The organism is Ramlibacter sp. (genome assembly GCF_013697775.1).
Classification (GTDB): domain Bacteria; phylum Pseudomonadota; class Gammaproteobacteria; order Burkholderiales; family Burkholderiaceae_C; genus Ramlibacter.
This window is the reverse complement of the sequence record NZ_JACCWG010000045.1, coordinates 19,523-34,305: the sequence shown is the minus strand read 5'-3', so window position 1 is coordinate 34,305 and position 14,783 is coordinate 19,523. Positions and strand designations below refer to the sequence as shown.

Sequence of the window (14,783 nt, the reverse complement as noted above, 5' to 3'; positions counted from 1 at the left end):
CGCTTGGGCACGCTGGCGGGCACGACAGCGGCCACCGCGGCGCTGGCGGGCGCCCTGACCACCCACATGCTGCCTGGCCCGGTGGCAGAGGCCGCAGGGGCCTCTGCGGAGGCCGGCGCCGCAACCGGGGCCGCCGCCACGGACGAGGCGACCGGTGCGGGGGCAGAAGCCGCGGGCGCCGCCGCATCCACCGCCCTCTCCGCTCCGCGCCCCGATGCCAGGAAAGCCGCGATGGCCGCGACCGCGATGACGGCTACGCCGCCGATCACCGCGATTGAGGTTTTCTTGCCCGCCGCGGCGCGCGGCGCCGGCACGGGGCTGGATGCCACGACGGGTGCGGGCTTGGTGACCACCGGCGCAGGCACCGCAGCCGGTTCAGCCGCTGCGCGCGCAGGGACCGGCTGCGCTGCCTGCGACGCCGCAAGCGCGGCAGCCCTTGCCCCGGGCAGCGGCTGCGTTGCCGTCAGCGTGTCCTGCCCGCCGGTGGAGCGCGTCATCACAAACGGCTGCGACGCATCGGTGCGCAGGCGCGTGGCGTCCATGTCGTGGTCGGTGTTGCGGCCGGCGGGCATGCCGATCAGCACGGTCTGATCGGCGGACGCACCGCTTGCCAGCCGGCGCATGCGCCGCCGCGCCAGGTCGGCATAGATGCCGGCGGGGAATTTGTCGAGGAAGCCTTGCAGCTCCTCCGGATCGGCCGAGTCCTTGATGTCCTTCCAGTAGACCAGCTCCAGCTCCTGCGTCACCGTCGGCGGCGAGGTTGCCGCATTGGTGGCCAGGCCCGGCTGGGTGAAGCCGGGGCGCGAGCCGACGGCCACGGGCTCGAAGCGCCTGGTGGGGTCGGCCGGCGGCACCACCGTCTGGTCCTCGGCGCGGCGGATCGCCGACTGCAGCGCCGAGGCGAAGTCGCGCGCGGTGGCGAAGCGCTGCTCGCGGTCCTTGGCCAGCGCGCGCGCCACCACCGCATCGATGGCCGCCGGCAGGCGCGCATTGAACGAACTCGACGGCGGCGGGCTGTGGCCGATGATCTGGTGGATGATGGAGAAGTCGTTGTCGCCGTCGAACGGGCGCTTGTCCGTCAGCAGCTGGTAGAGCACCACGCCCACCGAGAACAGGTCGGCGCGCGTGTCGATCTTCTGGCCCTGCACCTGCTCGGGCGACATGTACTTCAGCGTGCCGACCATGCTGCCCTGGGTGCGCGTGGCCTCGCTGGAATCCTGGATGCGCGCCACGCCGAAGTCGGTGAGCTTCACGCGCCCGCCCGGCTCGATGAGCAGGTTGGCCGGCTTGACGTCGCGGTGCACGATGTTCTGCTTGTGCGCGTAGTCCAGCGCGCTCAGCAGGTCGCGCACCATCTTCAGCGCGTGCTCCAGCGAGTAGCGCACGCCGCGGTCCAGATGGTGCTTGAGGTCGTCGCCCTGGATGTATTCCATCACCAGGAAGGCGATGTCGCCATCCCGGTCGGAGTCGTAGACGCTGACGATGTTGGGGTGCTGCAGGCGCGCGGCCGAGCGGGCTTCGGTGCGGAAGCGGTGCTCGTATTCCGCGGCTGCTTCCTCCGACAGGTTTTCCACCTTGACGGTCTTGATGGCGACACGCCGATCGAGGTTGGGGTCGCGGCCTTCGTAGACCACGCCCATCGCGCCTTTGCCAAGAACGCGGATCAACTCGTAGCGGCCCAGCTTCTTGAGACTCACTTCAGCAACGGCGTGGGAGGAGGAAAGCCGATTCTAGCCTGCACCTCAGCCATGAATGCCGGGCCGCGTGCCCCTTTTGGCACGCACACTCTCGCGCACATACGCCTCAGTGAAATATTTCCCGAGCATGCGCTCGACCCAGGCCGGCAAATCATGCTTCTGCTCTTCGTAATACCGGGTGTAGGCGTCCCAGGCACGCGCCGACTCGAACAGCCTGGCGCCGGAACCGAGCAGCCGCTTCTTCAACGCGTCGGGTTCGAATTCACGCAGCAGCCCTTCGGCCAGCGCGCGGATGGCGGCCTTGGTCGCCGCTTCGTGCAGGCGCAGCGAGCCGATGGCGTCGCGCACCGCGCGCTCCGGCGGCATGAAACCGACGCCGGCCGCGCGGCCGCCGAACAGGTACTGCATCAGCGCCTCTTCCGGCCAACTACCCTGCAGCGGGTTGTTGGACTGCGGCGCGGCCATCATGGTGCGGTCTTCGGAAGACAGTTCCTGCTTGTCGTGCTCGGCCAGTGCATGCATGGCGCGCAGGCCCAGCATGGCGTCGCGCGCCAGCCGGCCGATGGTTTCCATCTCGCCTTCACTGAGCGCGCCGATGCTTGCGGGGTCCAGGCCCATGCCGCGGAAGAACGGCGTGAGGTCGCCGGCGACGGCGAGCTTGTCCGCCTCCAGCGCGCGGCCCGCCGTCGTACCGCCGAAGGTGCTTTCGAAACCCCACTCGCCGAACGGATCGGCCTCCGCCTGCGGCGGGGTGCCTGGCACCGTGGTGCTGGTACCCGAATTGTCGTGGTCGAACACCGACCATGGATCCTCCTGCGCATCCATGGCGGCCGGCTCCGCGGTGAGGCTGTAGACGGCCAGCTTCAGCACCTGCCCGGCCGGCAGCACGCCGCGCGCGCCGGGCGGCGCTTCGCCGAACGGCATCTCCACGCCGTTGACGACCGACAGCACGTGGAAATGCAGCACGCCGTCCTGGTTCCACACGCTCAGATGGCGGCGCGACACGTTGCGCTCGGGGTCGGGCAGGCAGACGGTGCACTCGCTGTCGCGCCCGATCACCAGCGGCGGCGTCTCCGGCTGCAGGCGCCGCACCGTGTCGAAGCCGGGGCCGGCGATGCGGACGTCCAGCGTGGCCACGGGTGCCGTCAGCCCTTGACCGAGAACAGCGCCACCGGCGCTTCCTCGGCGTTGCGGTCGCAGCCCAGCGCGATCTGGCCCTGGCCGACCAGGTAGCACTCGGTGCGGCGCAGCACCACCGCCTCGCTCTGGTTGCCCATGTAGACCCAGGTGCCGAAGCTGGAGGCGTCGCTCAGAACGAAGTGGCCGCCGCGCCATTCCACGGTGGCGTGAATGCGCGAGACGCGCGAATCGTTGATGGCCAGCGAGGCCGTGGTCGAGCGGCCGAGCGTCAGGCGCTCGCCGCGCGGATTCAGCCGCAGCGTCTGGCCGGCGGCGGAGATTTCCAGCACGCCGTCCTTCGCGGGCTTGAACAGCGACACGCCCATCACGGTGGCATCGGTGTCGCGCTCGGGCTGCCAGTCGACGCGGAACACCTCGGTGCCCTCGTTCTTGCCGCGCAGGTATATCGGGCCCAGGCTGCGCAGCTGGCGCTGCTGCTCGGTGGGCAAGGCTTCGCGCACGCGCTGCGTCGTGAGGATCTGGTCGGCGCCGGCCAAGTCGGCCAGGCGCGCCGCGCTGTTGACCGCATCGCCGTAGCAGTCGCCGTCGATCTCGACCACCTCGCCGGCCTCCAGGCCCATCTGCATCTGCACCGGGGCGCCGCGGCCGCCGCCGTCGGCATAGACCGGCTTGTCCTGCAGGCGCTGCTGGATGACCACGCAGGCCGCCAGCGCATCGGTTTCACGGGGGAACACCACGAACAAACCGTCGCCCAGCAGCTTGACCACGCGGCCGCTGTGTTGCTCGAAGGTCTTGGACAACGCGGTGGTCAGCTGCGTGACGAACCGTCCGGCGGTTTCGTCACCAAGCCGCTCGAAGATCCCGGTGCTGCCGACCAGATCGGCGAAGACGACAGTGGCCATTGCAGCGGATTGTATGTGTGGAGATCACCAAAGAAGAAGCCGGTCGGACCCTTTCGGGTCGACCGGCTTTCCTGTACTTGGTCGGCGTGGCGGGATTCGAACTCGCGACCCCTTGCACCCCATGCAAGTGCGCTACCAGGCTGCGCTACACGCCGAAGCCCGCGATTATAGCGTGTGCCGCGGAGCTCTCAATGCAGGGGCCCCAGCAGGTCGCGGATTTCGAACAGCTCGCGCTTGACGTACTGCAGCTTCTGCTGGACCAGGTCGGCCTCGGGCGTCAGTTCGCTCTCTTCGAAATCGGGAAAGCGCGAGTCGTCGAGCTCGATCACCTCGACCCCCTCGAGCATGACTTCGCCGGCGCGACGCTTGTCGCGCTCGACCTGCACGATCTCCTGCAGCTTATTGCGCGCGCCGCTGATGGTGAAGCCCTGGTCGTACAGCAGGTCACGGATGCGGCGGATCATCAGCACTTCGTGGTGCTGGTAATAGCGGCGGTTGCCGCGCCGCTTCATCGGCCGCAGCTGCGTGAATTCCTGCTCCCAATACCGCAACACGTGCGGCTTGACGCCGCATAGTTCGCTGACTTCACCGATGGTGAAGTAGCGCTTGGCTGGAATGGAAGGGAGCGATTTCTCCATTGAAATCAATGTCGTAGGCGGGGGAGTTGCTAGGTTACTCTAACCCGCCGCGAAAACAAAGGCCGGGACGCGCAGTGTGCGCGAATCGTTGCTTTTGTGAGGACGTGTTACGGCAGCGTGCCGTCGGCGCCGCCCGGCAAGCCCTGGATCTGTTCCTTGAGCTTGTGGCTGGCGTGGAAGGTGACGACGCGGCGCGCTTCGATGGGAATGGCTTCGCCGGTGCGCGGATTGCGCCCGGGACGCGGCGCTTTGGTGCGGATCTGGAAGTTGCCGAAGCCGGAGATCTTCACGTCCTTGCCTTCCACCAGGCTGGTGGACACCAGGTCGAAGAACGCGTCGATCATGTCCTTGGACTCGCGCTTGTTGAGGCCGATCTGCTCGAACAGCAGTTCGGCAAGCTGCGCCTTCGTGAGCGCCGGCGTCTCCAGGCTCTCCACCGCCAGTTCCATGCTGTTGTCCCGCTGGGTCGTTGTTGTCAGATCGGTCATCTCACCCCCTCAATCGACCACCCAGGCGACTGGCAATGCGCTCCACCACCGACTGGACGGCCGCATCGATCTGCTCGTCGGTCAGTGTGGCCGCGTCGCTGGCGAGCGTCAAGCGCACCGCCAGGCTTTTTTCATTGGCGGCGAGGCCCGCCACCTGCTGCTTCGGCTTGTACACGTCGAACAGCATCGCGTCGCGCAGAAGTCCACCGGTCTCGGCCGAATGCACCGCCTCCATCAGCGCCGCATGCGTCACGCCATCGCTCACGGTCACGGCGATGTCGCGCTCCACCGGCTGGAATTTCGGCACCGGCACCGACACCGGCAGCACGCGCGCGAGCACGGCGTCGAGGTCCAGTTCGAACAGCACCGGCGCCTGCGCGAACTCCCACTGCTGGCGCCAGCGCGGATGCAACTCGCCCACGACGCCGATGTCGCGGCCGTCCACGCGCACGATGGCGCAGCGGCCCGGGTGCATGGCCGGATGCGTGCCCGGCACGAACTCGGCGCGCCGCGGCGCCAGCAGCGCCTCGACGTCGCCCTTGGCGTCGTAGAAATCGGCGCCGCCGCTCTTGCGGCCCCACTGCAGGCCATCGGGCTCGCCGTACGCCAGGCCCGCCACGCGCATCGGCTGGTGCACGCCGCGCACCGTGGTGTCGGTGGTCTGCACCGCGCCGTCGCGCAGGAACACGCGGCCCAGTTCGAACACGCGCACGCGCGCGGCCTTGCGGTCCAGATTGAACTTCAGCACCTGCAGCAGCGAGCCGACCAGCGACGAGCGCATCACGCCCATGGTGCTGGCGATCGGATTGAGCAGGCGGATCGGGTCGGCGTTGCCGGCGAGCTCGTGCTCCCAGCGCTCCTCGACGAAACTGAAGTTGATCGTCTCCTGGTAGCCCAGCGCGGCCAGCAGGCGCCGTACCGCGAACGGGCTGCGCCGCGCCTCGGTGGCAGGCTTGGCGGTGATGGGCGCAAGCGGCGGCGTCTCCGGCAGGCTGGCGAAACCAACGACACGCGCGACCTCCTCGATCAGGTCTTCCTCGATTGACAGGTCGAAGCGGTACGGCGGCGGCGACACGGTGATCACGCCGACGTCATGCACGGCCGGCACGCCCAGGCGCTGGAACACGTCCAGGCATTGCTGCACGCTCACCGGCATGCCGATCACCTTGCCGGCGCGCGCCACGCGCAGCTGCACCGGCTTGCGCTCGGACACGCGCAGCACTTGGTCGTCCATCGGGCCGGCTTCGCCGCCGCAGACGTCCAGCACCAGCTGGGTGATGCGCTCGATGTGTTCGACCGTGGTGCTCGGGTCGACCCCGCGCTCGAAGCGGTGCCCCGCATCGGTGGAGAAGTTGTAGCGGCGCGAGCGCCCCTGCACCGACTCGGGCCACCAGAAGGCGGCCTCGACGTAGACGTTGCGCGTGTCGTCGGACACGGCCGTGGCGTCGCCGCCCATGATGCCGGCCAGCGACTCGACCTGCACATCGTCGGCGATCACGCCGACGGTCTCGTCGGCCTCGATGGTGTTGCCGTTCAGCAGCTTGAGCTGCTCGCCCTTGCGGCCCCAGCGCACCGTGAGGCCGCCGTGGATCTTGTCGAAGTCGAAGATGTGCGAAGGCCGGCCGAACTCGAACATCACGTAGTTGGAAATGTCCACCAGTGCCGTGACGCTGCGCTGGCCGCAGCGCGCGAGTCGGTCCACCATCCACCGCGGCGTCTGCGCCTTGGTGTCGACGTTGCGCACCACACGGCCGGAGAAGCGGCCGCACAGGTCGGGTGCCTCGACCTTCACCTTCATGCGCTGGTCGTGCGCGGGCTGCACGGCGGGGAACGCCGGCTGCGCGAGCGGCGCGCCGGTCAAAGCCGCCAGCTCGCGCGCCACGCCGTAGACGCTGAGCGCGTGCGCGAGGTTGGGCGTGAGTTTGAGCGTGAAGACGTGGTCGTCCAGTTGCAGCAGCTCGCGCACGTCGGCACCCAGCGGCACGTCGCGCGCGAGTTCCATCAGGCCGGAGTGGTCTTCATTCAGCTTGAGTTCGCGCGCCGAGCACAGCATGCCCTGGCTCTCCACGCCGCGCAGCTTGCCGGTCTTGATCTGGAACGGCTTGCCGTCGTCGCCGGGCGGCAACTCGGCGCCGACCAGGGCGGTCGGCACGCGGATGCCCACGCGCGCGTTCGGCGCGCCGCACACGATGTTCAGCAAAGTGCCCGTGCCGACGTCTACCTGGCACACGCGCAGGCGGTCGGCGTTGGGGTGCTGCACCGCTTCCTTGATCTCGCCGACCACCACCTTGGAAAACGGCGGCGCGACCGGGCGCAGGTCTTCGACCTCCAGCCCACCCATGGTGAGCACGTCGGCGATCTGCTTCGCGTCGAGCGGCGGGTTGCAGAACTCGCGCAGCCAGGACTCGGGGAATTGCATGTTCTTGTCGTCGCGGTCGGTTAGCGGAATTGGCGCAGGAAACGGATGTCGCCGTCGAAGAACAGGCGCAGGTCGTTCACGCCGTAGCGGAGCATGGTGAGGCGGTCGGGGCCCATGCCGAAGGCGAAGCCGATCGACTTCTCCGGGTCCAGGCCCATGTTGCGCACCACGTTCGGGTGCACCTGGCCGGAGCCCGCGACTTCCAGCCAGCGCCCGGCCAGCGGGCCGCCGGCGAACTGGATGTCGATCTCCGCGCTGGGTTCGGTGAACGGGAAGAAGCTGGGCCGAAAGCGCAGCGCCAGGTCGTCGGTCTCGAAGAAGCGGCGGCAGAACTCGGTGAACACGACCTTCAGGTCCTTGAAGCTCACGTTCTCGCCCAGCCACAGGCCTTCGCACTGGTGGAACATCGGCGAGTGCGTCGCGTCGTTGTCCACGCGGTAGGTGCGGCCCGGCGCGATCACGCGGATCTCGGGCATGGCCTGGCCGGACTTCACCAGCTCCGCGTGCTTCTTGATGTGCTGGTGGGCGTAGCGCACCTGCATCGGGCTGGTGTGCGGGCGCAGGTTGTAGGGAATGCCGTCGTCGCCCTTGATGTCCACGTAGAACGTGTCCTGCATCGAGCGCGCCGGATGGTTGGGCGGGTTGTTCAGCGAGGTGAAGCTGTGCCAGTCGCTCTCGACCTCGGGGCCGTCGGCCACGTCGAAGCCCATGCTGGCGAAGATGCGCTCGATGCGCTCCAGGGTCAGCGTGACCGGATGCAGCCCGCCGGGCTCGCGCATGCGCCCGGGCAAGGACACGTCCAGCGCCTCGGCCTTCAGCTGCAGTTCCAGTTCGGCTTCGGCAAGCGCCTGGCGGCGCGCGTTCAGCGCCGCCTCGATCGCCTGCTTGGCCTGGTTGATGGCCGCGCCGCGGGTCTTCTTCTCTTCCACCGAGAGGGCGCCCATGCCCTTCATCAGCTCGGTGATGCGGCCGGACTTGCCGGTGAACTGCGCCTTGGCGTTCTCCAGTTCCGCGGGCGTGGACGCCTGGGCGAACGCGGCGCGCGCGGCGCGCGCGGCGTCGACGATGGAATCGAGCTCAGTCATGGATCTTTCGCGCAAATGAAAAAGGGGCTAGCGCTGGCAAGCCCTAGCCCCTGTCTTTTTGTGTGCACCGGGCGCCGCTCGGGCGGCACCCGCCGTGAACTCAAGCAGCCAGACTGGCCTTGACTTGCTCCACGATGCCGGTAAATGCCACCGGGTCATGCACGGCGATATCGGCGAGGACCTTGCGGTCGATCTCGATACCGGCCTTGCGGATGCCGTTGGCGAACTGGCTGTACGTCAGGCCATTCAAACGGGCCGCCGCGTTGATACGGGCGATCCAGAGCTGGCGGAAGACGCGCTTTTTGGCACGGCGGTCGCGGTAGGCATATTGCCCCGCCTTCATCACCGCTTCTTTGGCGATGCGGAAGACATTACCGCGGCGACCGCGGAAACCCTTGGCTAGGGCGAGGACCTTCTTGTGGCGGGCGCGAGCCGTGACACCACGTTTGACGCGAGGCATGTGTGTTCTCCTTCTTCGTCTGGTGGGTTACAGGCCTGCGAACGGCAGCATCTGCGCCATGTGACCCATATTGGTCTCATGCACGCTGACGGCACCGCGCAGGTGGCGCTTGTTCTTGGTGGACTTCTTGGTCAGGATGTGGCGCTTGAAGGCTTGACCACGCTTGACCGTCCCGCCGGGACGCACGCGAAAGCGCTTCTTCGCGCCGCTCTTGGTCTTCATTTTGGGCATGTGAATGCTCCTTCTACTTTGTGCTCGTGAGGCGCCGCGAATCCTTCGCGTCTTGATGGCCCCGAGCCACTTGTCGCGGCGAGTTTTGAATTCGCCACTTTTGCGGCGAGTTTGCACTCGCCATCCGTTCACCAGCGGCGACCAACCGCTGGATCACTGAACCGTTTTCTTTTTCGCTTCAGGCCGTCGTCGCGGGCGACGGGCTGGCCGCCGCTTCGGCCGGCTTGGCTGGGGGCAGCTTGCGCTTGCCCGGGGCGATCATCATGATCATCTGCCGGCCTTCCAGCTTCGGGAACTGCTCCACGATGATCGTGTCCGCCAGGTCGTCGCGCAGGCGCTGCAGCAGCGCCATGCCGATTTCCTGGTGCGTGATCTCGCGGCCGCGAAAGCGCAGCGTGATCTTGCATTTATCGCCTTCGGCCAGGAAACGTCGGATGTTGCGCAACTTGATGTTGTAGTCGCCATCGTCCGTGCCCGGGCGGAACTTGATTTCCTTGATTTCGATGACCGTCTGCTTCGACTTCGCTTCGGCGGCCTTCTTCTGTTCCTGGTATTTGAACTTGCCGTAGTCCATCAGCCGGCATACCGGCGGAACGGCAGTCGCGGCAATTTCAACCAGGTCGACGTCGGCTTCGCCAGCCAGGCGCAGGGCTTCCTGCAGGCTCACGATGCCCAGGGGCTCGTTGTTGGGCCCGGACAAGCGGACTTCCGGGGCCATGATTTCCCGGTTCAGTCGGTGCTTGCGTTCCTCGCGCTGGCGGCGGTCGCGAAATTCAGTAGCGATGGTCTTTGTTCCTAAATCAATTAGCTACAATAACTGTAGCGAAACCGCTTTCGTGCGCGCGGGCTGCAGCCTTCACCGAGTGAAGAGTCAGCTCTTGCTTGCGATGTCCGCCAGAAGCCTCTTCGAGAAGTCTTCCACGGACATGACACCCAGGTCCTGGTTGCCCCTGGCGCGCACTGCGACGGCACCAGCCGCCCGCTCCTTGTCACCAACGACCAGGAGGTAAGGCGGCTTTTGCAGCGAATGCTCTCGTATTTTATACGTGATTTTCTCGTTGCGAAGGTCGAGCTCCACTCTAAGCCCTTGATCCAGCAGAGTTTTGGCGACTTCCCGGGCGTAATCGGCCTGCTGGTCCGTGATATTGAGCACAACCGCGTGCACCGGCGCCAGCCATGCGGGCAAAGCGCCGGCGTGGTGTTCGAGCAGCATGCCGATGAAACGTTCCAGGCTGCCCACCACAGCGCGGTGCAGCATCACCGGGTGGGCGCGCTCGCTGGTTTCGGTGACGTACTCCGCCCCCAGGCGCTCGGCCGTGTTGAAGTCCACCTGCATGGTGCCGCACTGCCACTGGCGGCCCAGCGCGTCCTTCAGCGTGTATTCGATCTTCGGGCCGTAGAAGGCGCCGTCGCCCGGGGAAATGACGAAGTCCACGCCGGAGCGGCGCAGCGCTTCCATGACGGCATGCTCGGCCTTGTCCCACAGCTCGTCCGCACCGACGCGGTTGTCCGGCCGCGTGGCCACCTTGTAGAGGATATCGGTGAAGCCGAAGTCCTTGTAGACCTTCTGCAACTGGGCCGTGTAGGCAACGCACTCTTCCAGGATCTGGTCTTCCGTGCAGAACACGTGGCCGTCGTCCTGGGTGAAGCCGCGCACCCGCATGATGCCGTGCAGCGCGCCGGAGGGCTCGTTGCGGTGGCACTGCCCGAACTCGCCATAGCGCAGCGGCAGGTCGCGGTAGCTCTTGATGCCCTGCTTGAAGATCAGCACGTGGCCCGGGCAGTTCATCGGCTTGAGTGCGTAGTCGCGCTTCTCGCTCTCCGTGGTGAACATATTCTCGCGGTAGTTCTGCCAGTGGCCCGTCTTCTCCCACAGGCTGCGGTCCAGGATCTGCGGACCCTTGACCTCGTGGTAGCCGGTGGCGCGGTAGACGCCGCGCATGTACTGCTCCACCGCCTGCCAGATGGCCCAGCCCTTGGGATGCCAGAACACCACGCCGGGCGCCACGTCGTCGATGTGGAACAGGTCCAGCTCGCGGCCGAGCTTGCGGTGGTCGCGCTTCTCGGCCTCCTCGAGCATCGTCAGGTACTGCTGCAGTTCCTCCTTGGTGGCCCACGCCGTGCCGTAGACGCGCTGCAGCATCTCGTTGCGGTGGTCGCCGCGCCAGTAGGCGCCGGCCACCTTCATGAGCTTGAAGAACTTCAGCTTGCCGGTGCTGGGCACGTGCGGGCCGCGGCACAGGTCCTCGAAGCCGCCTTCGCGGTAGAGCGACACGTCCTCGCCCTGCGGGATGCTGGCGATGATCTCGGCCTTGTAGTTCTCGCCGATGCTCTTGAAGTGCGCCACCGCCTCGTCGCGCGGCAGCACGCGGCGGGTCACGGGTTCGTCCTTGGCGGCGAGTTCAGCCATGCGCTTTTCGATGGCCACCAAGTCCTCGGGCGTGAAAGGCCGCTTGTAGGCGAAGTCGTAGAAGAAGCCGTGCTCGATGACGGGACCGATGGTCACCTGCGCCTCGGGGTACAGCTCCTTGACGGCATAGGCCAGCAGGTGGGCCGCGGAGTGGCGGATCACGTCCAGGCCCTCGGGGTCCTTGAGAGTGATGATGGCAACCTGGGCGTCGTGGGCGATGGTGAAGCTGGTATCGACTACCTTGCCGTCGACCTTGCCGGCAAGGGCTGCCTTGGCCAGGCCGGGGCCGATGGAGGCGGCAACCTCGCCCACCGTGACAGGGCCGGGATATTCGCGCTGGGAACCGTCGGGAAGCGTGACTTTGATCATGGTGAAAAGCATTTCGTCGAAAGCAAAAAGCGCGGTCTGCAGCCGCGCTTTTGTTGGACGAACCCGAAACGATTCAGTGCACGCGCGACCGCCGACCCTCAAGGAGTCGTGAACCCTTCGGAAGTAGTTCGCGGTGTCATAACCAGCATGCCTTTCTCGCTCTTGTGTCCCGCGGATGGACGTCGTTTCGCGGGGAAGCGCGGATTTTAACCCGGCGCGACCGCGATTGCCCGGCGCTTGAATCCACCTCGTCCTCAGCCGCGTACACAGCGCGGCCGCCGCGGTTTCCGAAGGCGCCTCGACAACCTATCCAAGAAGGAGTCCCCCGATGCTTCGCATTTCCCTCGCCGCCGCGGCCGTTGCCGCCCTTGCCGCCTGCGCCTCCCAACCGATGATGAAGCCCTACGACCAGTCGGCCTTGCCCGCCGCCGTGCAAGTGCCTGCCGGCCACAGGGTGGCGATGGAAACCGTCGGCGCCGGCGACATCACCTACGAATGCCGCGCCAAGGCGGCCGCGGCCGGTGAATTCGAGTGGGTGTTCGTCGGCCCCGACGCGAAGCTGATGGACCGCGGCGGCAAGATGCTCGGCAAGTATTACGGCCCGCCCGCCACCTGGGAATCCATGGACGGCTCCAAGCTGACGGGCACGCAACTGGCCGTCGCGCCGGCCGCAGCCGGCAACATCCCGATGCAGCTGGTCAAGGCCAATCCCGCCATGGGCAGCGGTGCGATGAGCGGCGTGAGCCACATCCAGCGTGTGTCCACCGTCGGCGGCGTGGCCCCGGCAGCGGCCTGCGGCGCGGCGAACGCCGGCGGCAAGCAGGTGGTGAAGTACCAGGCCGACTACATCTTCTACAAGGCGATGTGACGAAAAAAAGCCCCGGGGACCGCCCGGGGCTTCGTGGCGCGCGGCCAGGCGCCGCCGCTTACGCGGCCTTCTTCTCGTCGAAAAACTGCGCGTCCTCGGTCGAGCCCTTCAGCGCGGCCGTGGAGGCCTGCGCCTCGATGGTGGTGGTCACCGCGTCGAAGTAGCCGGTGCCCACCTCGCGCTGGTGCTTCACCGCGGTGAAGCCCCTCTCGGCGGCGGCGAACTCCTTTTGCTGCAGCTCGACGAAGGCGCTCATGTTGCTGCGGGCGTAGCCGTAGGCCAGCTCGAACATCGAGTAGTTCAGGCTGTGGAAGCCGGCCAGCGTGATGAACTGGAACTTGTAGCCCATGGCGCCCAGTTCCTTCTGGAACTTGGCGATGGTGGCGTCGTCCAGGTTCTTCTTCCAGTTGAAGGACGGCGAGCAGTTGTAGGCCAGCAGCTTGCCCGGGAACTTGGCGTGGATGGCGTCGGCGAACTGTTTGGCGAACGCGAGGTCGGGCGTGCCGGTTTCGCACCAGATCAGGTCGGCATACTCGGCATAGGCCAGGCCGCGGCTGATCGCCTGCTCGACGCCGTTCTTGCTTCGGTAGAAGCCTTCGATCGTGCGCTCGCCGGTGAAGAAGGGCTTGTCGTTCTCGTCCACGTCGCTGGTCACCAGGTCGGCCGCTTCCGCGTCGGTGCGGGCCAGCAGCACGGTGTGCGTGCCCATCACGTCGGCCGCAAGGCGCGCCGCCACCAGCTTGGACACCGCTTCGCGCGTGGGCACCAGCACCTTGCCGCCCATGTGGCCGCACTTTTTGGCGGCAGCCAGCTGGTCTTCGAAGTGCACGCCGGCGGCACCCGCCTCGATCATGGCCTTCATCAGCTCGAAGGCGTTCAGCACGCCGCCGAAACCGGCTTCGGCATCCGCCACGATGGGCGCGAAGTAGTCGACGTAGCCCTCATCGCCCTGGGCCTTGCCTTCGCTCCACTGGATCTGGTCGGCGCGGGCGAAGGTGGCGTTGATCTTCTTCACGACCTTGGGCACCGAGTCCACCGAGTACAGCGATTGGTCGGGGTACATCTCGCCGTTGCTGTTGGCGTCGCCCGCCACCTGCCAGCCCGACAGGTAGATCGCCTTCAGGCCGGCCTTGACCTGCTGCATGGCCTGGTTGCCGGTCAGCGCGCCCAGCGAGTTGACGAAGGGCTCGGTGTTGATCAGGTTCCACAGCTTGTCGGCGCCGCGCTTGGCCAGCGTGTGTTCGATTTGCAGCGAGCCGCGCAGGCGCACCACGTCGGCGGCCTTGTAGCCGCGCTTGATGCCTTTCCAGCGCGGGTTTTCGGCCCAGTCTTTTTCCAGCTGGGCAATCTGCTGTTCGCGCGAGAGGTGGGTCCAGGAAGTCATGCGTTCACTCCATTTGATGTCGGTAAAACCGGGGGCACGCAAAAGCAGTGCCGATGGGTGAACTTTAAGTCTTCTACAAGACTCCGTGCAGCTCTTGTGTCTTATACAAGAGATATTTTCATTCGTTTCAAATCAACGGCTTGCGGACTTCATTTCTCAATGCGAAAAATCGTTTCTTGTATTGAGAAATTTTGGCGCGCTGCAGCATTTGAGTATTTCACAATGCGGAAGACACATCACCCGCTGTGAAACAGGATCCAGTCGCCGTGCCCGATCGGCTGGCGGCCGCGCACCCGTTCGGGGTTGATCTCGTACACCAGGCAGTGCACCGCGGTGCCCAGCATGTCCACGTCGATCTCGCGCTTGATGTATTCGCTGTCCGCACTGCCCGGCACGATCTCCTCGATGCCGTCCAGCACCGTCTCCAGGTCCGGTGCGATTTCGTAGACCTCGCCCACCACCGTCACGGCTTCCTCGCCGCCCAGCGCCAGGCCGGGATACCAGCCGAAGTGGTAGAGCACGCCGCGCACTTCTCCCATGCCCACGTGGCGCGGCGCCGGGCGCAGCAGGTTGATGTCGTTGGCGCCGCCGCGGCGCAGGGTGCCGTAGACGAACACGCGGCGCGGCACGGACGCGCCGGGCACGGCCGCGATCGTGGTGTGTGGGTGTGTGGGATCGTCTTGGGGCATCAT

14 protein-coding genes and 1 tRNA gene are annotated in these 14,783 nt (G+C 66.5%); 1 reads left to right on the top strand and 14 read right to left on the bottom strand.

The genetic code is table 11. The features are described from left to right. The 12 genes from H0U68_RS02915 to thrS form a co-directional block, all read right to left on the bottom strand. Window positions 1-1,697: serine/threonine-protein kinase (locus H0U68_RS02915; RefSeq protein WP_296352664.1), on the bottom strand; the 1,697-nt coding region annotated here is incomplete at its 3' end. A gap of 45 nt (window positions 1,698-1,742) precedes the next feature. Further along, complete coding sequence (locus H0U68_RS02910; RefSeq protein WP_296352663.1) at window positions 1,743-2,834, bottom strand: type VI secretion system-associated FHA domain protein; 1,092 nt, start codon at window positions 2,832-2,834, stop codon at window positions 1,743-1,745. 8 nt (window positions 2,835-2,842) lie between these two features. Next, entirely contained in the window at window positions 2,843-3,739 is an 897-nt protein-coding gene (locus tag H0U68_RS02905) for an adenylate/guanylate cyclase domain-containing protein (protein ID WP_296352662.1), read from the bottom strand. Window positions 3,740-3,817: 78 nt separating this feature from the next. Continuing rightward, window positions 3,818-3,894, bottom strand: a tRNA-Pro gene (locus H0U68_RS02900). 33 nt (window positions 3,895-3,927) lie between these two features. Beyond that, complete coding sequence (locus tag H0U68_RS02895) at window positions 3,928-4,377, bottom strand: MerR family transcriptional regulator (protein WP_296352661.1); 450 nt, start codon at window positions 4,375-4,377, stop codon at window positions 3,928-3,930. A gap of 107 nt (window positions 4,378-4,484) precedes the next feature. Beyond that, window positions 4,485-4,826 carry an integration host factor subunit alpha gene (locus H0U68_RS02890; protein WP_296352666.1) on the bottom strand — a complete coding sequence of 114 codons (342 nt, stop codon included), beginning with the start codon at window positions 4,824-4,826 and terminating at the stop codon, window positions 4,485-4,487. Between the two features lie 40 nt (window positions 4,827-4,866). Continuing rightward, on the bottom strand, window positions 4,867-7,284 hold the full coding sequence (gene pheT / locus H0U68_RS02885; RefSeq protein WP_296352660.1) for a phenylalanine--tRNA ligase subunit beta: 2,418 nt from the start codon (window positions 7,282-7,284) through the stop codon (window positions 4,867-4,869). A gap of 20 nt (window positions 7,285-7,304) precedes the next feature. Continuing rightward, window positions 7,305-8,369 carry a phenylalanine--tRNA ligase subunit alpha gene (pheS, locus tag H0U68_RS02880; protein WP_296352659.1) on the bottom strand — a complete coding sequence of 355 codons (1,065 nt, stop codon included), beginning with the start codon at window positions 8,367-8,369 and terminating at the stop codon, window positions 7,305-7,307. Between the two features lie 100 nt (window positions 8,370-8,469). Further along, on the bottom strand, window positions 8,470-8,829 hold the full coding sequence (rplT, locus tag H0U68_RS02875; RefSeq protein WP_296352658.1) for a 50S ribosomal protein L20: 360 nt from the start codon (window positions 8,827-8,829) through the stop codon (window positions 8,470-8,472). A 27-nt stretch (window positions 8,830-8,856) separates the two neighbouring features. After that, a complete protein-coding gene (gene rpmI, locus H0U68_RS02870; RefSeq protein WP_296352657.1) occupies window positions 8,857-9,060 on the bottom strand; it encodes a 50S ribosomal protein L35 in 204 nt (67 codons plus the stop codon). A 178-nt stretch (window positions 9,061-9,238) separates the two neighbouring features. Next, a complete protein-coding gene (infC, locus tag H0U68_RS02865; RefSeq protein WP_296352665.1) occupies window positions 9,239-9,844 on the bottom strand; it encodes a translation initiation factor IF-3 in 606 nt (201 codons plus the stop codon). Between the two features lie 87 nt (window positions 9,845-9,931). After that, the gene (gene thrS / locus H0U68_RS02860) at window positions 9,932-11,839 is read right to left on the bottom strand and encodes a threonine--tRNA ligase (RefSeq protein WP_296352656.1); all 1,908 of its coding nucleotides are present in this window, start codon (window positions 11,837-11,839) and stop codon (window positions 9,932-9,934) included. Window positions 11,840-12,167: 328 nt separating this feature from the next. Here thrS and H0U68_RS02855 point away from each other — a divergent pair, with 328 nt between their 5' ends. Further along, on the top strand, window positions 12,168-12,707 hold the full coding sequence (locus H0U68_RS02855; protein WP_296352655.1) for a DUF3455 domain-containing protein: 540 nt from the start codon (window positions 12,168-12,170) through the stop codon (window positions 12,705-12,707). Window positions 12,708-12,765: 58 nt separating this feature from the next. On the opposite strand, the gene aceA is transcribed toward H0U68_RS02855, so the two are convergent. Continuing rightward, window positions 12,766-14,091, bottom strand: a complete 1,326-nt coding sequence (gene aceA / locus H0U68_RS02850; protein WP_296352654.1) for an isocitrate lyase — start codon at window positions 14,089-14,091, stop codon at window positions 12,766-12,768. A 236-nt stretch (window positions 14,092-14,327) separates the two neighbouring features. Further along, window positions 14,328-14,735 carry a gamma-glutamylcyclotransferase family protein gene (locus H0U68_RS02845; protein ID WP_296352653.1) on the bottom strand — a complete coding sequence of 136 codons (408 nt, stop codon included), beginning with the start codon at window positions 14,733-14,735 and terminating at the stop codon, window positions 14,328-14,330. Between the last annotated feature and the right edge of the window lie 48 nt (window positions 14,736-14,783).